General features: G+C 70.5%; 15 protein-coding genes, 1 tRNA gene and 1 riboswitch. Of the genes, 5 read left to right on the top strand and 11 right to left on the bottom strand.

The window, feature by feature from the left end; all coding sequences use genetic code 11:
- The first annotated feature begins 137 nt into the window (after positions 1-137).
- Complete coding sequence (locus BJ964_RS12700) at positions 138-452, top strand: DUF3040 domain-containing protein (RefSeq protein WP_188120862.1); 315 nt, start codon at positions 138-140, stop codon at positions 450-452.
- On the opposite strand, the gene BJ964_RS12695 is transcribed toward BJ964_RS12700, so the two are convergent.
- The 3 genes from BJ964_RS12695 to BJ964_RS12685 all read right to left on the bottom strand — a co-directional run bounded on the left by BJ964_RS12695 (position 412) and on the right by BJ964_RS12685 (position 7,376).
- Positions 412-990, bottom strand: a complete 579-nt coding sequence (locus BJ964_RS12695) for a hypothetical protein (protein WP_188120861.1) — start codon at positions 988-990, stop codon at positions 412-414. The two genes, BJ964_RS12700 and BJ964_RS12695, sit on opposite strands and share 41 nt — an antisense overlap.
- Positions 991-1,223: 233 nt before the next feature.
- Entirely contained in the window at positions 1,224-2,435 is a 1,212-nt protein-coding gene (locus BJ964_RS12690; protein ID WP_188120860.1) for a vanadium-dependent haloperoxidase, read from the bottom strand.
- Between the two features lie 144 nt (positions 2,436-2,579).
- Positions 2,580-7,376 carry an ExeM/NucH family extracellular endonuclease gene (locus BJ964_RS12685; RefSeq protein ID WP_229806619.1) on the bottom strand — a complete coding sequence of 1,599 codons (4,797 nt, stop codon included), beginning with the start codon at positions 7,374-7,376 and terminating at the stop codon, positions 2,580-2,582.
- A 387-nt stretch (positions 7,377-7,763) separates the two neighbouring features.
- On the opposite strand from BJ964_RS12685, the gene katG reads away from it, so the two are divergent.
- Entirely contained in the window at positions 7,764-9,986 is a 2,223-nt protein-coding gene (gene katG / locus BJ964_RS12680; protein WP_188120858.1) for a catalase/peroxidase HPI, read from the top strand.
- A gap of 76 nt (positions 9,987-10,062) precedes the next feature.
- Positions 10,063-10,135, top strand: a tRNA-Arg gene (locus BJ964_RS12675).
- 4 nt (positions 10,136-10,139) lie between these two features.
- Here BJ964_RS12675 and BJ964_RS12670 read toward each other — a convergent pair.
- Complete coding sequence (locus BJ964_RS12670) at positions 10,140-10,703, bottom strand: LysM peptidoglycan-binding domain-containing protein (protein ID WP_188120857.1); 564 nt, start codon at positions 10,701-10,703, stop codon at positions 10,140-10,142.
- Positions 10,703-10,863: riboswitch (cyclic di-AMP (ydaO/yuaA leader) on the bottom strand. (Overlaps the previous gene by 1 nt.)
- 209 nt (positions 10,864-11,072) lie before the next feature.
- On the opposite strand from BJ964_RS12670, the gene BJ964_RS12665 reads away from it, so the two are divergent.
- The gene (locus tag BJ964_RS12665) at positions 11,073-12,299 is read left to right on the top strand and encodes a saccharopine dehydrogenase family protein (RefSeq protein WP_188120856.1); all 1,227 of its coding nucleotides are present in this window, start codon (positions 11,073-11,075) and stop codon (positions 12,297-12,299) included.
- Here the strand turns inward: BJ964_RS12665 and BJ964_RS12660 are convergent.
- Positions 12,201-12,878: a class I SAM-dependent methyltransferase gene (locus BJ964_RS12660; protein WP_188120855.1), complete on the bottom strand. Its 678-nt coding sequence runs from the start codon at positions 12,876-12,878 to the stop codon at positions 12,201-12,203. The genes BJ964_RS12665 and BJ964_RS12660 overlap by 99 nt on opposite strands.
- A 120-nt stretch (positions 12,879-12,998) precedes the next feature.
- Between BJ964_RS12660 and BJ964_RS12655 the strand changes: the two genes are divergently transcribed.
- Positions 12,999-13,604, top strand: coding sequence for a GNAT family N-acetyltransferase (locus BJ964_RS12655; protein ID WP_188120854.1), 606 nt, complete (start codon positions 12,999-13,001; stop codon positions 13,602-13,604).
- 7 nt (positions 13,605-13,611) lie between these two features.
- Here the strand turns inward: BJ964_RS12655 and BJ964_RS12650 are convergent, their stop codons facing one another.
- From BJ964_RS12650 to BJ964_RS12625, 6 genes are all read right to left on the bottom strand, one after another.
- Positions 13,612-14,814: a DUF3500 domain-containing protein gene (locus BJ964_RS12650; protein WP_229806618.1), complete on the bottom strand. Its 1,203-nt coding sequence runs from the start codon at positions 14,812-14,814 to the stop codon at positions 13,612-13,614.
- Positions 14,815-15,006: 192 nt separating this feature from the next.
- The gene (locus BJ964_RS12645; RefSeq protein WP_188120852.1) at positions 15,007-16,050 is read right to left on the bottom strand and encodes an ABC transporter ATP-binding protein; all 1,044 of its coding nucleotides are present in this window, start codon (positions 16,048-16,050) and stop codon (positions 15,007-15,009) included.
- On the bottom strand, positions 16,047-16,832 hold the full coding sequence (locus tag BJ964_RS12640) for an ABC transporter permease (RefSeq protein ID WP_188120851.1): 786 nt from the start codon (positions 16,830-16,832) through the stop codon (positions 16,047-16,049). Before BJ964_RS12640 ends, BJ964_RS12645 begins: the two co-directional genes overlap by 4 nt.
- Positions 16,829-17,233, bottom strand: coding sequence for a TOBE domain-containing protein (locus BJ964_RS12635; protein ID WP_183226996.1), 405 nt, complete (start codon positions 17,231-17,233; stop codon positions 16,829-16,831). Before BJ964_RS12635 ends, BJ964_RS12640 begins: the two co-directional genes overlap by 4 nt.
- Positions 17,234-17,310: 77 nt before the next feature.
- On the bottom strand, positions 17,311-18,390 hold the full coding sequence (locus BJ964_RS12630; RefSeq protein ID WP_188120850.1) for a calcium-binding protein: 1,080 nt from the start codon (positions 18,388-18,390) through the stop codon (positions 17,311-17,313).
- Between the two features lie 83 nt (positions 18,391-18,473).
- On the bottom strand, positions 18,474-18,698 hold the full coding sequence (locus BJ964_RS12625; protein ID WP_188120849.1) for a DUF397 domain-containing protein: 225 nt from the start codon (positions 18,696-18,698) through the stop codon (positions 18,474-18,476).
- Between the last annotated feature and the right edge of the window lie 59 nt (positions 18,699-18,757).

Genomic DNA, 18,757 nt, shown 5'->3' with positions numbered 1-18,757 from the left:
CCGGAACGGAACGGGACAAAAATTCGGCACACGCAGCTGTATCACAGAGGCAACTCAGAGGTAACAATGGGCTCTGATCGGGATCGCCCCATCTCGATCCATGCTTCACCGGCTCGGCGGACCGGAAGGTAGCGGACATGCTCAGCAAAGAGGACAGTCGGCGGCTGGCACAGCTGGAACGCCAGCTCCGACGGGATGATCCCGACTTCTGCGCCCGAATGGGTGGCGGAAACTTCAGCGTGTCACCGACCGGCTTCGCTCCGATTCCACTGTTCATCCTGTCCGCCCTCGTCATCGCCGCCGCCATCGTGCTGGTCGTGGTGGGCTGGTGGATCGCCGCGTCCATCGCGACCGTCTGGGCGGCGGTCACCACGGGCGCCGCGGCCCACCGGCTGCGCAGGCGGCGGGAGGTCAGGAGCTGGCAGCGGCCTGTCCCTCGAAGCGACGGATGATCTCGACCAGCGCCCGGACCTGGCGCAGGACGCTCTCCGGCTCGGTGGACCGGTGCACCTGGCGGCCGATGTCGACGATCGCGTCCGCCCGCACCCCCACCATGTTGAGCGGCCGCCGGTAGAGCGGCTCCTGACTGGTCGCCCACTTGACGAAGGCCCGCGACGGTTCCGGCAGGTGGACGATCCACGCGGTGGCCAGTTCGCCGCTGTCCGGCTTGCGGTAGTCGAAGACCACGAACTCGAGGTCGTCGTGAACCCCGCGCAGGACCGCGTACGCCGGCTGGTCCTCGCCGAAGTCGGGGGTGTCGCTCCAGTCCGCCAGCAGGTCGGGGTCGACGTCGAGGAAGCGCCAGCCCTCGCGGCGGGCCAGCTCGATCCGGTCGCCCACCCCCGTCGCCGGGCTGACCGACCGGTCGGCGAAGAAGGTGAGGTAGACACCGGCCGCACCGACCAGGACGCCGAGGCCGATGGTGAGCATCCCGGCGAGCCGGCCGATCGAGTGTTCCAGCGGGCGCGCCAGACCGGTCTCATCACCCACAGTGACACATTGGTTGCCGACGCGCGTTTCGGCCGGGCCGCACCCGGCCGTGCCGTTCATCAGAAGGACGATGCCGAGAGCCAGAATCACCAGCCCTACAGCAAGAACGATCCACGAGTATCGACTCGTTCGGACGCTCATCCGATCCTCCCATTTCGCCGGTGATCAAAATACCGGTTACTTGACGTGATACGGCTGGCGCCTCGGCGCCAGCCGTATCCGTAGCGGAAGAGTTATCCGGCGAGAAGAGCCCGGGCGTTGCGGATGGTGTTCGCGGCCACGTCCTTGCCGAGCTTGATGCCGGCCTCGTCGGCCGAGCGGGTGTGGATGCCGGACCAGACGCGGGCGTCCACGTTCTCCCGGCTCGGCACCTTCCAGTCGGTGTAGGTGCGGGTCACACCGGGCGCCGTCGGGCTCGGGATGGTGTACGCGCCGCGCGCCTTCGGGCCGACCAGCTCGGTCAGGATCTGCTCGGCCGAGCCGGAGTACGTGTTGTGCCCGCTCGGGTAGTCCGGGTGCGCCGGGGTGGCGTGCAGCGGCAGCCACTCCGCGTCGCCGCCGGCCCGGATCGCGGTGACCGGGCGCCACAGCTGGTACGCGTACTTGGCGTCGGACGTGGCGATCTGGGTGTCGACCGAGGCGACGTGGAACAGGGCGACGAGCCGGGTGCGCTCGGCGACCGGGCCACGGGACTGCTCGACGGCGGCCCGCAGGATCGGGGTGTAGAGCACGTACGACGAGCCGAGCCAGAAGGTGGCGGTGTCGGTCTGCGCCTGGGTGCGGACCGTGCTGTTCGCCGCGCCGTACGCCTTCACCTCGGCGATGTCCCGCTGGTACCGGGCCGAGCCGAGCGCCGGGGGCGGGGCCGGACGGTACTGGCCGGCGCCGCGCAGGGCGAACGGGCGGGCCACCCGGTTGCCGTACTGGGTGGCCGGGGCGTACGCCGGCGGGGTGGGCTGCCAGATCCCGGGCGCCGCGGCCGGCACCGGGTACGGCGTGTTCACCGAGGCCGGGTCGAGCCCGTCCCCGGCCCGCTCGGCGATCAGGTCGGCGGCCTCGTCCCGTCCGGCGGCGAGACCCCGGTCCTTGGCCGGCCCGTCCGGGATGGTGTCGAGGTCGGCGGCGAGTACGGTGTCGGCCGCGGCGGCCTGGGTGGGGGTCAGCGTGATCAGGGTCTGGTGGACCGCTCCGGCCAGGGCCGCGCGCTGGTAGGCGTTCGCGTGGGAGCCCTTCTGCGCCCGTGCCGCGGCGAGCCAGCCGATCGCCCAGGTGCGTCCGTTGGTCACCTGGGTGGTGGCCCCACCGGCGGTGATCGCCGCCGCGGTGGCGTCGTACCAGATCAGCACAGAATCGTTGGACGGTGTGGCGGCCGCGGGCGCGGCAGTGCCGACGGCGGTCACGGTAACGGCGCCGAGCAGCACCGCACCGGCTCTCTTGATGAACATCGCTTAACCCCTAAGTTCTATCGGAGATATAGTTAACTCTCGCGATCCCGGGTCAGTTACGTCAACGAACATCAATGGTTTGTATCGATTGGAATAGATGCGAAAGGCCCCCGCCGTTCGACGGGGGCCTTTCGTCAGGTGGCGCTACCTGGTGATGCGAGCGGTGTGGACGCGGACCTTCGAGTCGTTGCCGACCCTGTCCTCAGCCCAGTAGCTGATCACCAGCTTGCCCTTGTCGACGCCGGTGAGCGCGATGCTCCAGTTGCCCCTGGCGTCCGGGACGGCGCTGACCACCGCGGCCTTCGCCTGGGCGTCCCGCTCCGAGGTCGCCCGGGTCCACGTGCCGGCGGCGTAGTAGTACCACTTGCCGGACCGCTCCTGGACCAGCTTGGCGTTCGCGGTCGCGACGCCGGTGCCCAGGTCGTACGCCGAGCCGGTGAGGGTCTGCCAGGACGAGATCCGCTCCTCGTTGCGCGGCTCGTTCAGGTGGATCTCCGGGGCGAAGAAGTCCTGGGCGACCAGGATCCTGCCCACGGTCACCGTGGTGCCGTTGCCCGCCGGGTTGACCGGCGTGGCCTTGACCGTGAACAGACCGGCCCTGGTGTACGCGTGCGACACGGTCGCGTTGTTCACCGAGGAACGGGTGGTGACCCCGTCGCCCCAGTCGACCGAGATCTCGGTGGCGCCGGTGACGCCGCTGAGGCCCAGGGTGGCCGACTGCGACGCCCAGATCGCCTTCGGGTCCAGCGTGTACTTGCCGGCCTGCGCCGCCACGGTGACGGTGGACGCGCCGGTGAAGGTCGCCGGGCCGCTGTTGCCCACCTCGTCGGTGAGGGTCACGGTCACCTGGTAGGCGCCGGCCGCGGCGTACCGGTGGGTCGCCGTGGTCGTGCCGGCGGCCAGGGTCTCGGCCGCGCTGCCGTCGCCCCAGTTCACCACCCGGGTGATCTTCGCGTTGTCGCTGACGTCGTCGTCGAGCGCGGTCTCGGTCAGCGTCACCGACTGACCGGGCCAGAGCGCCGCCGTGTTCAGGGCGTAGGTGCCCGTCGGGGCGGTGGCGTCCAGGACGCCCGCCGTGCTGCGCGGCGTGGTGTCGGCGGTGATCGGCGTGTGCGCGGCGAAGTAGTTGACCAGCATGGTGAGGTCGTTGTCGCCGGTCGTCACCTTGCTCGTGCCCTTGCCCAGGGTGGTGAAGTTGTCACCGCCGGAGGCGAGGAACGAGTTCGACGTGACCCGGTAGGTGCCGTTCGGGTCGAGGGTGACCCCGTTCAGCTTGAGCGTCGACGCGATGATCTTCGAGCCGCGCGCCTGGTTCACGTCGTAGGAGTAGGTGAGCCCCTTCGACGAGCCGAGGTGCAGCACCGGACGGGAGGCCCCGGCGGGCTGCCACTGCTCCTCCAGCACCTGCTTGATCTGGGCGCCGGTGAGGGTCTGGGTCACCACGTCGTTGGCGAACGGCTGAACCGCGAACGCCTGCGAGTAGGTGATCGTGCCGTCGGTGCCGTACAGCAGGTCGGCCCGCAGGCCACCCGGGTTCATGAGGGCGATCTGCGCGCCGCCACGGCCGGCGTCCCTGGTCTGGTCCAGCTGGACGTCGGCGATCAGGTTGCCGAGCACCGACTCGGCGCCACGGTCCTCGGCGCCCGCGGCCGTGTAGGCCCGCTTGATGTCGCCGGAGATCTTGCCGAGCTGCTGCTTGCCCAGCTCGGTGGCGTTCGTCTTGGCCGCGGCGACGATGCCGGCGACCGCGGTGTTCGACGGGTAGCCGGTCACCGTGAGCAGCTCGGAGGTGGAGGCGGTGACCTCACCGGTGGCCGGGTCGTAGGTCAGCACGACCTTGCCCAGCTTTTCGCCGTAGTCCTCGGCCTGGACGACCGGGCGGGTCTTGCCGGGCACACCCGGAACCGGGATCTGGAAGGCGTACGGCTGGTGGGTGTGACCGCTGAAGATGGCGTCGATCTCGGCGCTCACCCGGGTGAAGGGACCGAAGACCGGGTCCGCCTGCAGCGCCTCGGCCGAGCCGATGTGCTCGGTCGGCGCGCCCTCGTGGGCGAGCAGCACGAGCACGTCGGCCTCGCCGTTGGCCTGGTCGCCGTCGGAGAGCTGCGCGGCCAGGGCGTCCGCCTCGGCGACCGGGTCGCGGAACTCGACACCCTCGATGCCGGCCGGGCTGACCAGCGAGCCGGTCTGCTCGGTGACGACACCGATGTAGCCGACCTTCACGCCGCCCAGGTTCTGCACGTCGTAGGCCGGCAGAACGCGCTTGCCGTCCTTGTACACGTTCGCGCCGAGCAGCGGGAAGTCCGCCCGGTCACTGACCCGGCCGACCAGGTCGGCGAGACCCTTGTCGAACTCGTGGTTGCCGACCGCGGAGACGGCCAGGCCACCGGCGTTCAGGGCGTCGATCGTCGGGTTGTCGTTGTCGATCGCGGAGATGAAGGTCGAGGCGCCGATGTTGTCACCGTTGGAGATCCACGCGGTGTTCGGGTTCGCGGCCCGCAGTTGGTCGACCAGCCCGACGAGCTGAGCGGCGCCACCGACGGCCTGGCCGTTGACGGTGGACGGCGACTCGAGCCGGCCGTGGAAGTCGTTGATGCTCAGCAGCTGGAGGTCGACCGGGCCGGTCAGGCCGGTCTCCACGCCGACGACCACCGGGTCGTGGTCGCTGGAGCGGTACGGGTTCTCCGCGTAGAACGGCGCGTAGCCGTCGTACTCGAAGGCGAACGACTCGACGGAGTTGATGTTCCAGATGTCGACGCCGGTGACGCGGCTCTTCAGCGCGCCGGTGACCAGGGCGTGGTCGAGCGAGCCGGACTCGCCGCCGAAGACGTAGGAGAACTTGTCCGCGGGGTGCGCGTCGGTGAAGCCCTTGTCGTACAGGACCTGGAGCGGGTCCTCCTGGCCGTACGAGTTGAAGTCGCCCAGCAGGATCACCTTGTCGGTGCCGAGGCCCTCGACGAAGGTGGCCAGCGCCTGCGCCTGCCGCTTCCGGTCGCCGTTGTAGGCGCCCTGCCCGTCGCCGGTGTCGACGTTGTCACCGGTCGGGGTGACCGAGGTGCTCTTCGACTTGAAGTGGTTCGCGACCACGGTGAAGTCGATGGTGCCCGCGGTGAAGGTCTGCGCGATCGGCTCGCGGGCGTTGCCCCACACCGTCTCGTCGTTGACCGACCTGGAGGCGCCCTTCGGCGTCACCGCACCGGGCTTGAAGATGATCGCGCTGGTGATCAGGTCCTGCTCGGCCGCGCTCGGCAGCTCGGCCGGCGACCGGACGTAGTCCCAGGTGCCCGCGCCGTCGGCCTCGTTCAGGGCGGCGACCAGTGTCTTCAGCGCCAGCTGGGTCTCGGTCGCCTCGAAGCGGACCGAGTTCTCGATCTCCATGAGGGCGACCACGTCGGCGTCCAGGGCGGTGATCGCCTTGACGATCTTCGCTTCCTGCTTGGCGAACGCCGCCTCGTCGGTCGCGCCGCGGGCCTCGCCACCGAAGTGGACGAAGTAGTTCAGCACGTTGAAGCTGGCGACCCTGATGTCACCGCCGACGTTCGCCGGACCGGCGGTCCGCGGGTTGGTGGCCTTGAACGAGGTACGGGAGACCGCCGGGGTGCTCGCGTCGACCGGGGTGGCCGGCTGGAAACGCCACTCGCTGAAGCCGTAGCTCAGCACGCTCGCGCCGAACTTCTCCACGGTGTCGCCGACCCGCAGCGGCTCGGTGACCGAGAAGTACGGCGGGGCCACGCCGGCCGTGGACAGGTTGGTGGTCCGGCCGTCGTCGAGCAGCACGCGGCCGGCCTTGTTGGCGGCCTTCTGCTGGGCCGCGGCGTCGCTGCCGGGCCGGGCCACGTCGGTCGGGATCCGGGCCGGGGCGCCACCGGCGGCGAGGACGATCTCGCCGTACCGATTGGTGTTGTAGACGTCCGAGACCGAGTAGGTGCCGACCGGGGCGACCAGCATGCCCTCGGCGGACTCGCGGGCCGCGTCGTCCAGCGGCAGGGCCAGCGGAACCGGGGTGGGCAGGGTCGCGCCGGTGGCGCAGACCTGCACGTCGGCCTTCGCGGCGATGGTGATCTGGGTGAGCCCGTTGTACTCGCTCACCGTGCCGGTGACCCGGACCTGGTCGCCGATGGCCACCGACGGGTGGTTCGCGGTGTTCGAGGTCAGGTAGACGAAGATGCCGTCGGACGCGGTGCCCGCGGCGACCGGACGGTCCCCGCCGCTGCCGGCCGTCTGCACGTAGACGCCGTTGTAGCCGCCGGTCCGGTGGTCGGCCGTGACGACGCCCTCGACGGTGACGGTCGAGCCGGCCAGGCCGGTGGCGGCGCCGGTGCCCTGCACCTCGGCGATCGTGTGGGTGACCGGGACGGCACAGCCGGTCCCGGGCTCCTCCGGCTCTTCCGGCTCCTCGGGGGTGGCCGTGTTGCGGGTGCCGAAGGTGCTGACGGCCGACGCCTTCCAGACGCCGTCGATCTTCTGCAGCGACTGCCCGGCCGGCTCGGTGCCCGGCTCGGACACTCCGATGTCGACGCTGGTCTGGCCGGCGGCCGGACCGTTGGTGGCGGTGAGGACGCCCTCGTAGCTGAGGAACTCGGCGACCGTGCCGTCCGGCTTGACCAGCGCGAGGCCGTCCGGGGCGCCGTTCTGGAGGCCGGCGATGGCGATGCTCTGCACACCGGAGGCCGGGACGACTCCACTGAGCGTGGTCGTCGGCGAGTAGGTGGCGCCGTCGTTGCCGTTGTAGAGGTAGAGCTTCCAGCCACTCAGGTCGAATCCGACCGGGGCTTCGATCTCAACGGCCTCACCGCTGTCGGCGCCCGCGTTGTCGTAGTGGATCTCGCTGATGAACGGCGCGTCCGTTGCGGCGGAGACAGGGCCGGTAAGGCTGAGACCGAGCGTGGTCGCCAGGACGGCAGCGCCCAGCGCACGGAACCCCGCAGGGGTTCTCGGCACTGGGAAAGACCATCCGGCGTCACCCACGCTGCGTATGTAGGAACGCATCGAGGTTGACCCTCCGAAGGAAGTTGATCCGCCGCAGCGTAGGTACCGCTGGTGACGAAAGATTCTCAGGAAGGTAACGGTAGGGCATTGCAAGGTGGACCTGGAGGAGGATTTTCGAACCGTTCATTGTTCGCTTTTGTACGGTCGCGAAAATGTAGGTCCATTGTCACGTGTCAGCAAAATGAACGTGCACTACGTCACCATGCGGGTTCGCAAAACTACTTTGAGTCACCTGAGAACTTCACCGCGAGAGATGGAACGCCCCGTCCTTTTCTTGACTCGTTCCAGAAAAGCAGGGCAGACTCGTCGCGACTCACCGCTCGCTACCCGGAGGATTTCGTGGCAGACGAACTCGCCGCCCAGGAACGACTCGAGAGCAAGGCCGCCCAGGGAGGCTGCCCGGTCGCGCACGGCGGCTCCGGCTCCCACGGCGGCCGGACGAACCGCGACTGGTGGCCCAACCAGCTCGACCTGAGCGCCCTGCACCACAACCCGCCGGCGCACAACCCGCTGGGTGGTGACTTCGACTACGCCGCGGCGTTCAAGAGCCTCGACCTGGCGGCTCTGAAGGCGGACATCGCCGCGATCATGACCGAGTCGCAGGACTGGTGGCCGGCCGACTTCGGTCACTACGGCCCGCTCATGATCCGGATGGCCTGGCACAGCGCCGGCACCTACCGGACCTTCGACGGCCGCGGCGGCGCGGGCGGCGGCGAGCAGCGCTTCGCCCCGCTGAACAGCTGGCCGGACAACGGCAACCTGGACAAGGCCCGCCTGCTGCTCTGGCCGGTCAAGAAGAAGTACGGCAAGAACATCTCGTGGGCCGACCTGATGATCCTGGCCGGCAACGTGGCCCTGGAGAACATGGGCTTCGAGACCTTCGGCTTCGGCGGCGGCCGCGCGGACGTCTGGGAGCCCGAGGACATCAACTGGGGTTCCGAGGACACCTGGCTGGGCGACAACCGCTACAGCGGCGACCGTGATCTGGCCAAGCCGCTCGGCGCCGTCCAGATGGGCCTGATCTACGTCAACCCGGAGGGCCCGAACGGCAACCCGGACCCGCTGGCCTCGGCCCGCGACATCCGCGACACGTTCGGCCGGATGGGCATGAACGACGAGGAGACCGTGGCGCTCATCGCCGGCGGTCACACCTTCGGCAAGACCCACGGCGCCGGCCCGGCCGAACACGTCGGCCCGGAGCCGGAGGCCGCCCCGATCGAGGCGCAGGGCACGGGCTGGAAGAGCAGCTACGGCACCGGCGTGGGCGCCGACGCGATCACCAGTGGTCTGGAGGTCACCTGGACCTACCACCCGACCCGCTGGGACAACGAGTTCTTCCACATCCTCTTCGCGTACGAGTGGGAGCTCACCCAGTCGCCGGCCGGCGCGCACCAGTGGCGCCCGAAGAACGGCGCCGGCTCCGACCTGGTGCCGCACGCGTTCGACCCGGCGAAGCGGCAGGAGCCGCGGATGCTGACCTCGGACCTGGCGCTGCGGTTCGACCCGGTCTACGGCCCGATCTCGAAGCGGTTCCACGACGACCCGGAGGAGTTCGGCCGGGCCTTCGCCAAGGCCTGGTTCAAGCTGACCCACCGTGACATGGGCCCGATCTCCCGCTACCTCGGCGCGGAGGTCCCGTCCGAGCCGCTGATCTGGCAGGACCCGCTGCCGGCCGTAGACCACGAGCTGGTCGGCGCGGCGGAGGTCGCCTCGCTGAAGGCCGCGGTCCTCGCCTCCAGCCTGTCGGTCTCCGAGCTGGTCGCGACCGCGTGGGCGTCGGCGTCGACGTTCCGTGGCACCGACAAGCGCGGTGGCGCGAACGGCGCCCGGATCCGCCTGGCCCCGCAGAACCAGTGGGAGGCCAACGACCCGGCGCAGCTCAGCAAGGTGCTGGGCGTGCTCGAGGGCATCCGGGCCGAGTTCAACGCGGCCGGTGGCGCCACGAAGATCTCGCTGGCCGACCTGATCGTGCTGGCCGGCACGGCCGCCGTGGAGAAGGCCGCCAAGGACGGCGGTTTCGACATCGAGGTGCCGTTCACCCCGGGCCGTACCGACGCGACCGAGGAGCAGACCGACGCCGAGTCGTTCGCGGTTCTGGAGCCGACCCACGACGGTTTCCGCAACTACCTCGCGAAGGGCCACCGCCGCCCCACCGAGGCGCTGCTGGTCGACAAGGCGCAGCTGCTCACGCTGACCGCGCCGGAGCTGACCGTGCTGGTCGGCGGCCTGCGGGTGCTCGGCGCGAACGCCGGTGGCTCGCAGCACGGTGTCTTCACCGCGACGCCGGGCGTGCTGACCAACGACTTCTTCGCCAACCTGCTCGACTTCGGCCTCACCTGGTCGGCCACCGACTCCGAGGGCGAGACCTTCGAGGGTCGCGACCGCCGGACCGGCGAGGTCAGGTGGACCGCCACCCGGGCTGACCTGATCTTCGGCTCGAACTCGATCCTGCGCGCGCAGGCCGAGGTCTACGGCAGCGACGACGCCAAGGAGAAGCTGGTCACCGACTTCGTCGAGGCGTGGATCAAGGTCATGAACCTGGACCGGTTCGACCTGGCCTGAGGCCGGTAGCAGTCCCTCCGGGGCCCGGGTCGGCCGCGCCGACCCGGGCCCCGTCTGCTGGTACCCTCAGGGCGTCGGGCTCGTAGCTCAGTGGATAGAGCAACCGCCTCCTAAGCGGTAGGTCGCGCGTTCAAATCGCGCCGGGCCCACTTTTCAGACCTTCAAGCGCTGCCCCACGACCAGCCGGTGCGGGCTGTCCAGGACCCCCGCGTTGGCCCGGTAGAGGGCCCGCCAGCCGCCCGGGACGTCGTTCCGGGCCGCGATCTGAGTCAGCGTGTCGCCGCGGCGTACCACGTAGGTGCCGCCGGTGCCGGTGGTCGAGGAACGGAGAGCGAAGGACCGGACGACCCGGGTCTTCCGGGACGCGGCCGGCCGGAAGCCGTGCCGGGGCCCGCAGTGCGGCCAGGCCCTGATCCCCTGGCCGCGGAGCACCCGCTCGGCGACACGGATCTGCTCGGATTTACTGGCCCGGTTCGCGGTGCTCGCGTACCGGCCACCGCCGTAGGCGCGCCAGGTGCTGCGACTGAACTGCAGACCGCCGTAGTACCCGTTTCCGGTGTTGATGCGCCAGTTGCCGCCGGACTCGCAGTTGGCGATGGCCTCCCAGTTGATCGAGGCCTGTGCGGGGGCGGCCGGCCCGGCTAGAGCCATGCCGCCGGCCAGGCTCGCGGCGACGAGCCCGACTGCCCGCTGGAACTGTTTCCTGGTCTGAACCATGAGCTTGTCCTCCACGCCTACGAGGTCAGCTGTCGGGTTCGGGCAGAGGTGCCCGGCCGCCGGTGCGGCGGCTTCACCCCGAGGCGCGTCAGCGCCGAGGAACTCTTGGGTCCCCCGCTCCTTGCCGTTGATTTCGTCTGGACCGTGGCCGGTGGCAGGACTCGGCGTTCCGGCCACGGTGCCCGCATGGCGGGCTGCGTATCCGCCGCACCCGGCGGGCATGGCCGAGCAGCGGCGGCGGAGTTGTCAAGTCACAAATTAGCAACTTTGATCTTCTTTGTATGTATAACGGGATGATCTCGGCGCGCCGCCCGCGGGAAGGCCTGGGCGGCTCGCGCGATCTGCACGGAGGGTGCACAATCTGCGGCCATGAACGATCCACAACGCGAACTGGACGTCATCGTCTACGGCGCAACCGGTTTCGTCGGCGTGCTGACCGCGCGCCACCTGGCCGAACACGCGCCGGCCGGCACCCGGATCGCGCTGGCCGGACGCTCGCGCGCGAAGCTCGAGAAGGTCGCCGGTGAACTCGGCGTCGACTGGCCGATCCTGGTCGCCGACGCCGACGACGAACCGGCGCTGACCACGATGGCCGAGCGCGCCCGTGTGGTGCTGACGACCGTCGGCCCGTACGCGAAATACGGCCGCCCACTCGCCCGCGCGTGCGCCGTCACCGGCACCGACTACGTGGACCTCACCGGTGAGGTGCTGTTCGCCCGGGACAGCATCGACGAGAACCATGCGACCGCGCAGCGCACCGGCGCACGGATCGTGCACTCCTGCGGCTTCGATTCGATCCCGTCCGACATCGGCGTGCACGTCCTGCATGCGGCGGTGCAGGCGGACGATGCCGGGGAACTGACCGACACCACGCTCGTCGTGACCCGGGCGCGCGGCGGATTCAGCGGCGGCACCATCGACTCGATGCGGCACCAGGTCGACGTCATGAAGAAGGACCGCCGTCTGCGCCGGGTGGGCGCGAGCCCGTACTCGCTGAGCCCGGACCGGGAGGCGGAACCCGATCTCGGGCGCCAGCCGGACATGGTGACGCTGCCGGGCTCCGACGTGGACACGAGCGTGCGCGGTCACCTCGCGCCGTTCGTGATGGCGTCCTACAACACCCGGGTGGTCCGGCGCAGCAACGCACTGCGCGGCTGGGCGTACGGCCGCCGCTTCCGCTACCGCGAGGCGATGCGGGTGAACGGCCCGGCCGCCGCGCTGATCCTCAAGGCCGCGCTGAACGGCCTGGTGATCGGCTTCGCGCTGCCGCCGGCCCGGTTCCTGCTGGACCGGATCCTGCCGGCGCCGGGCACCGGGCCGAACGAGGCCGCGCGGCGCAACGGTCACTTCACCTTGGACATCTTCACCACGACCTCGTCGGGGGCGCGCTATCACGCGCGGGTCAAGGCCACAGGCGATCCGGGGTACGCGGCGACCGCCGTGATGCTCGGCGAATCCGCCCTGGCACTGGCCCTCGACCGGGACCGTCTTCCGGAGTCACCCGGCGGCGTGCTCACCCCCGCGACCGGGATCGGTGACGCGCTGGTCGACCGCCTCCGCACCGCCGGTCTGGAGATCACCGCCGAGCGGCTGTAGGGCGATCACCTCGAAGACGTGCCAGTGCTTCGGCCCGCTGAACGCCATGCCCGGCTCGTCCCGCTCGTGCCAGTGCTCGATCACCAGACCGTCGAAGAGGCCCCGCGCCTCGACCTCGGTGAGGAACCTCATGTCCGGGTCGCCGGCCCACGAGTCGTGGTCGCCGAAGAGGTCGACGGCGATCCGGCCGCCGGGGCGCAGCGAGGCGCGGAGCACCGTCCACAACCGATCGAACGAGGTACGGGCCTGGAACGGCAGCGAGTACCCGGCGTAGATCAGGTCGGTGGGCGGTAGCTCCGGCAGGTCCTGGAAGCGCGTCGTCCGTACCGTCAGCATCGCCTGCCGGTCCCCGGCGGCGCGGGACAGGCGCGCATGGGTGCCCGGCTCGCCGTCGACCGCGACCACCCGCCAGCCGGCGCCGAGCAACGCCGAGGTCTCCACTCCGGCGCCGCAGCCGAGGTCGGCGGCGGTCCGGCCGGCGCCCGGCCCGGCCAGCGACATGGCCCGGGCACACTGCTCACGGACCGGACGGTCACCCTGATGGGAGTTGTAGCGGGCCCAGTGGTCGTCGTCGCGCATGCACCCATCCTCCTCAAGAGCGGTATCCGTGATCCGACCGGTGGACGGTAAGGAACTGTTCAGGGGCCTCCTTTCGATCGCCACTAGCCGCAAAGGTGTTCTTAACGGCACGATTCAGGGGTGACCGTCAGCCCGTTGCCATACCCGCTCAGGCTGGCGGGTAGCGGTGTCGTGCTGCGCGAATGGCGCCCTGAGGACCTCGACGACCTGGTCGCCCTGCTGGACGAACCGGACATCGCCCGCTGGACGCTGATGCCGTCACCGTTCGATGTGGAGTCCGGGCTCGCGTACCTGCGGCGGGCCCACCAGGGCCGGGTCGGCGGCAGCCGGATCCAGCTCGCGATCACCACCGACGGCGGGTCGCCACTCGGTGAGGTGCTGCTGTTCAACGTGCGGTCCGAACTGCACGAGGCGGAGCTGGGCTATCTGGTCGGGCGGCCGTACCGGCGGCGGGGCCTGGCATCGGCCGCGCTCTCGCTGCTCACCGGGTACGCGTTCGACACCCTGGGACTGCGGCGGCTGCTGTTACGGATCGACCGCGGCAACACGGCGAGCATGTCGGTGGCGCGCCGCTGCGGCTACCGTCCGGCCGCCGAGCCGCCGATCCAGCAGGCCGGCCCGTACGGGCCGACCGTGCTGGACACCTGGGAGTACGTCGAGGGCCGCCCCGGAACCCAGCAGGACCGCCGGAGGAACGTGGCGTCCCGGCGGTACGGCCGACGGTGACCGAGAGCTAGAAGTCGAACTCGCCGCCGTAGTCGCGGGTGTGGTCGCGGTAGACCGTGTGGTAGTGGATCTGGTCGTTGTAGACGACACCGGTCTGGCAGATGAACTCGACCCAGACGCTCGGCCCGTCGATGCGCACGTAGTCGCCGTGCGTGTCGAGGGCGGTGCCGCCGGAGATCGCCACGAAGGTCTGGTCCAGCTCCCTCTCGTAGATCTTGAGCAGTTGCTGGGTGGTCGCGTCGTCGGCGTTCGCGACCCACGGCCGGATCGCCGCGAGGACCAGCTTCTTCTGCGCGGGCTTGAGGCTCTTGACCGGGATGCCGACCTTGGTCTCCGGGAACTGGCCGTCCTCACCCGGGCCGACCAGCACGTCACCGAAGGACTGGTCGAGGGTGGCGGTGGCGAGCTGCTTCTCGGTGAGGCCGGCGGTGAGCGCGGTCATCGCCGTCTTCTGGGCCTTCATCGCCTCGACGGTGGCGCCCGAGTCGTCGGTGTAGCTGATCGGCTCGACGCCGAGGAAGAACGGGCTGGCGCTGGTCGCCCGGCCCTTGGTGTAGGTCAGGTGGGTGGCCAGGTGGTGGCCGCCGAAGTCGAGCTGCCAGGTGCCGTCGACCGACGGGGTGCCGAGGAAGGCCAGGTAGTAGTAGCCGCTGCCGTAGGTGAGGGCCGGGCCGCCACCGCTGCCGTCCCCGGGCGGGGCGCCGGACGGCGCCGGGGCTCCGGAGGGCGATGTGCCCCCGCCGCCGATGCTGCCGCTGGAGTCCTCGGCCAGCAGGTCGTCGGCCGCCACGATGTCCTGGAGCTGGTCGAAGCCGGTGCCCTGCCCGGTGCCGGCGGCCGCCTTGAGGACGGCCTGGGCGGCGGCGAGCTGCTCCGCGCTGAGGCTGCCGAGCTCGATGCCCGGCCGGCAGGTGCCGGCGCACGGCAGGTTGGACCAGGCGGTCGCGTTCTCCTCGGTGAAGTCGAGCAGGACCTCCGTCTTCTGTGCGTCGGTCAGGGTGGCGAGGAACGCGTCGGCCGCGTTCACCAGGCCGGGCAGACCGGGTCGGCCCCGGGTCGGGTCCTGGGGTGCGGCCGCCTTTGGCGCGTTGTCCGCGCCTTTGCCGGTGGTGGCCGCGTTCGCCGTGGCGATGCCGGCGCCGAGCAGGGCGACGGCGGCCGCCACGGTGGCCGCACCCCGCCATCTCCGGGGTTTGATCTCGTTGGTCACGCGCATTCTCCTTGGCATGAAAAGCCCCCGCCGATTTGCTTTCCGATTGTTGACAACTTCGTCCACACAACGCAAGAGAGCAATTCCAGGAAGTTTTCATCAAAGGCCTTGAGCAGCCAAAACACCCGAGAAATAGATTCTAAGTAAATCGATAGCCTTTTCTCAGTCGATTCACAAAGAATGGCGCACCAATTATCCGGAGGCGGGGTATGCGCGGGTCTCCGCCGCCTTGACCGCCACCCACAGCTCCTGCCCGGGGGTGAGACCCATCTGCGCGGCGGCCGCAGGCGTGATGTCGGCGGCCACCGAGATCGGGCCGTCCAGGCGTACCCGCAGGCTGTCGCCGTGCTGCTGGACGTCGGTGAGCACGGCCGGCCAGGTGTTGCGCGGGCTCCCGTCCGGCTGGTGCGGGTGCAGGGCGACCGCGGCCGGCGGGAAGGCCACGAAGGCGTCGCCGTGCACGATGTCGGTGCTGGTCAGAACGAACCCGTCGGACAGTTCGACGGTGTGCCCGTCGCCCCGGCCGCGGTACAGGTTGAGTCCCACGAGCCGGGCCACGTAATCGGTACGCGGGCGGGCCGTGATGGTCGCCGCATCGCCCTCCTGCACCACCCGGCCCTGCTCGACGATGACCAGCCGGTCGGCCAGGACCAGGGCGTCCAGCGGATCGTGCGTGACGATCAGCGTGGCGCCCGGGTGCTCGGCCAGGTGCCGGCGCAACTCGCCGCGGGTCTCCAGCCGGGTCCGGGCGTCCAGGGCGGCGAGCGGCTCGTCGAGCAGCAGCAGGACCGGGTCGACGGCCAGCGCCCGGGCCAGCGCCACCCGCTGCGCCTGCCCGCCGGAGAGCTGCCTCGGTTTGCGGCGGCCGTGCTCGGCCAGCCCGACCCGGTCCAGCCAGCGGTCCGCCACGGCGTGCGCGGCCCGCCGGTCCAGACCGTGCCGGCGCGGGCCGAACGCCACGTTGTCCCGGGCGCTGAGGTGCGGGAACAGCAGGTAGTCCTGGAACACCACCCCGATCGGGCGGCGCTCGGTGGGCGTACCCCGTAAATCCTCGCCGTCGAGGGTGAGGTGACCGCCGGAGAGTGGGGTCAGGCCGGCGAGCGCGCGCAGCGCCGTGGTCTTTCCCGCGCCGTTCGGGCCGAGCAGCGCGACCGTCTCGCCCGGCTCGATCCGCAGCCCGATGTCCAGCCGGAAGGCGCCGCGCTCGGCGACGAGACGCGCGTCCAGGAGACTCATGGCGCGGTCAGCCAGCGGTCGCGCAGCCCGGCCAGGATGGCGACCGAGACGATCAGCAGGATCAGGCTGAGCACGACGGCGCCCTCCAGGTCACCGCTCTCCATGGTCTGGTAGACCGCGAGCGGCATGGTCTGCGTGATCCCCGGATAGTTCCCGGCGAAGGTGATCGTGGCGCCGAACTCCCCCAGCGCCCGCGCCCAGCAGAGCACCGCCCCGGCCGCGATCCCCGGTGCCACCAGCGGCAACGTCACATGGGTGAAGGTCGTCCAGCGGTTCGCGCCGAGTGTCGCGGCGGCCTCCTCGTACCGGCTGTCGGCGCCGCGCAGCGCCCCCTCGACCGCGATGACCAGGAACGGCAGCGCCACGAACGACTCGGCCACCACCACACCCGCCGTGGTGAACGGCAGGCTGATCCCGAACGTCTGGTCCAGCCACTGCCCGACCAGACCGCGCCGGCCCAGCGCCAGCAGCAGCGCGATGCCCCCGACCACCGGCGGCAGCACCAGCGGCACGGTGATCAGCGCCCGGACCAGCCGCCGCCCGGGGAACTCGACCCGGGCCAGCAGCCAGGCCAGCGGCACCCCGAGCGTCAGGCAGAAGACGGTCGCCACGGTCGAGGTGAGCAGCGACAGCCGCAGCGCCGCCACCACGCCCGGCTCGGTCAGCCGCTCGAACAGGGTGGCCCACGGCGTCCGGGCGAGCAGCCCCACCAGCGGGAGGATCAGAAAGACCAAACCCAGGATCGCGGGAACAAGCAGGGGTACGGGAACGCGCGTCCTCAATGACGCCCCTTCGGAGCCCGCTCGACCACCACGGTCGTCGACTTGATGACGGCGACCGCGATCGACCCCACCTGGAGATCGAGTTCGTCGACCGCCTCCCGGCTCATCAGCGACACCAGCCGGAACGGGCCGGCCTGGATGTCGACCTGGGCCATCACGGTGTCCTTGACGACCGCGGTCACGATGCCGCGCAGCCGGTTGCGGGCGGACGACTCGTCGGAGCGGCCGTCCGGCTCGGCGGCCTGGGCGCGGACGAAGGCGGCCAGCTCCACCCCGTCGATCACCCGGCGCCCGTGCTCGTCCCGGCCCGCCGCGAGCCGTCCGGCGTCGACCCAGCGGCGCATCGTGTCCGGACTGACCCCGAGCAGGTCGGCCGCCTCCCCGATCTGAAAGACCGTCACGAGCGATCACTCTAGTTCGACTCCGGATCGGCCGTGCCGTCCCGGCGGGCAGCACGGCCGATCCGGGTTCCCGGCACCTAGCCGGTGATCTCGCAGTTCACCACGACATCGGGCGTGGACGGCCAGCACTCGTCACCCGTGACATGGTCGCCACCGTCCAGGCGGTCGGCGTAGTCGTCGGCCGACCCGATCTCGTTGAGCTCGTCGTCGCCGGCCTCGCCGTAGAGCATGTCCTGGCCGTAGCCGCCGTGCACGAAGTCGTTGCCGCCGCCCGCGTAGACCCGATCGGCGCCGGAACCGGCGTAGAACCGGTTCGCGCCGTCGTTACCGGTGAGAACGTCGTTGCCGGAGCCACCCGACAGGTTCTCCACGTCCGAGACGATGGTGTCCCGTTCGCCCTTCGCGCCGTCGTCGGCCTTGGCCACATCGAGGTCCGCGACGATGTCGTCCCGGCGGTCCTGGTAACCCACGGTGTCCTCGCCGGAGCCGCCGGAGAGGTAGTCGGCGCCGGTCCCGCCGTTCAGACCGTCGTAGCCGGGACCCGCGTAGAGGACGTCGTCACCGCTGCCGCCGTGGAGGCCGTCCTCGCCGTCACCGCCGTACAGGGTGTCGTGACCGGTGCCGCCGGCGAGGCGGTCGTTGCCGGCCGCACCCGACAGGGCATCGGTGTTGCTGCCGCCGTCGAGGTAGTCGTCACCGCCGTTGCCCCAGAGCCGGTCCTTGCCGGATTCGCCGCGCAGAGTGTCCGTGCCGGAGCCGCCCTGGAGGGCGTCGTTGCCGCTGCCGCCGAAGACGGAGGTCTGCACCTTCGACCTGTTGACCAGCGAGTCGCCGCGGTCGCCCAGGTAGACGTGGACCGTTCCGTAGTAGGCGTCGTAATCCGTGGGGAACGTGCAGCGGACCTTCGTCGCATCGCCCTTGACCGCCTTGCAACCCTTGCCGGCCTTGATCCGGACCCGGTCGTCGATGGTCACGGTCCGGCCGGAGTAGGTGATGGTCACCCTGTTCGTGGCCTTCGACCCGGCGGTGTAACGCACCGCCTGGGCGTGCGGCATGCGGGCCACACCGGTGGTCGCCGCCTGGGCCGGAGCCGCGGCGAGACCGCTGCCGAGCGTGGTGGCGAACAGGACGGCGCATATGCGCGCAGCTCGTCTCATATGGATTCTCCCCGTTGGACGACGCGGACATCGATCGGCGTCGCAGATTCGCTGTGCGCGAATGGTAGGGGGAACCCGCAACCTCAACTTTCCGGCAGATCGAACTCGCCGTCGTGGACGCCGCCGGTGAAGGCGTCCCACTCGCCCTTGGTGAAGAACAGGATGGTGGCCGGGTCGGTGGAGTTGCGCATCGCGGCGCCGCCGTCGGGGAGCCGGGAGATCTCCACGAACTCCCCGGCCGGGCCGCCGGATCGCAGCCACTCGGCGGCATCGGCGTCGAACGTCTCGGCATAGGTCTTCTCGCCCACACCCCTACCTAACCCCACGAGACCACCGGTACGGGAGGCCGCGTTCAGGTGACCTGCCT

Origin of the sequence: Actinoplanes lobatus (assembly GCF_014205215.1) — a bacterium.
In the GTDB taxonomy this organism is placed as follows: domain Bacteria; phylum Actinomycetota; class Actinomycetes; order Mycobacteriales; family Micromonosporaceae; genus Actinoplanes; species Actinoplanes lobatus.
This window is presented reverse-complemented; position numbering and strand designations above follow the sequence as displayed.

Coding starts and splice junctions, on each gene's coding strand:
- BJ964_RS12700 (WP_188120862.1), top strand. CDS start 138: ATGCTCAGCAAAGAGGACAGTCGGCGGCTGGCACAGCTGGAACGCCAG.
- BJ964_RS12690 (WP_188120860.1), bottom strand. CDS start 2,435: ATGTTCATCAAGAGAGCCGGTGCGGTGCTGCTCGGCGCCGTTACCGTG.
- BJ964_RS12670 (WP_188120857.1), bottom strand. CDS start 10,703: ATGGTTCAGACCAGGAAACAGTTCCAGCGGGCAGTCGGGCTCGTCGCC.
- BJ964_RS12665 (WP_188120856.1), top strand. CDS start 11,073: ATGAACGATCCACAACGCGAACTGGACGTCATCGTCTACGGCGCAACC.
- BJ964_RS12660 (WP_188120855.1), bottom strand. CDS start 12,878: ATGCGCGACGACGACCACTGGGCCCGCTACAACTCCCATCAGGGTGAC.
- BJ964_RS12645 (WP_188120852.1), bottom strand. CDS start 16,050: ATGAGTCTCCTGGACGCGCGTCTCGTCGCCGAGCGCGGCGCCTTCCGG.
- BJ964_RS12630 (WP_188120850.1), bottom strand. CDS start 18,390: ATGAGACGAGCTGCGCGCATATGCGCCGTCCTGTTCGCCACCACGCTC.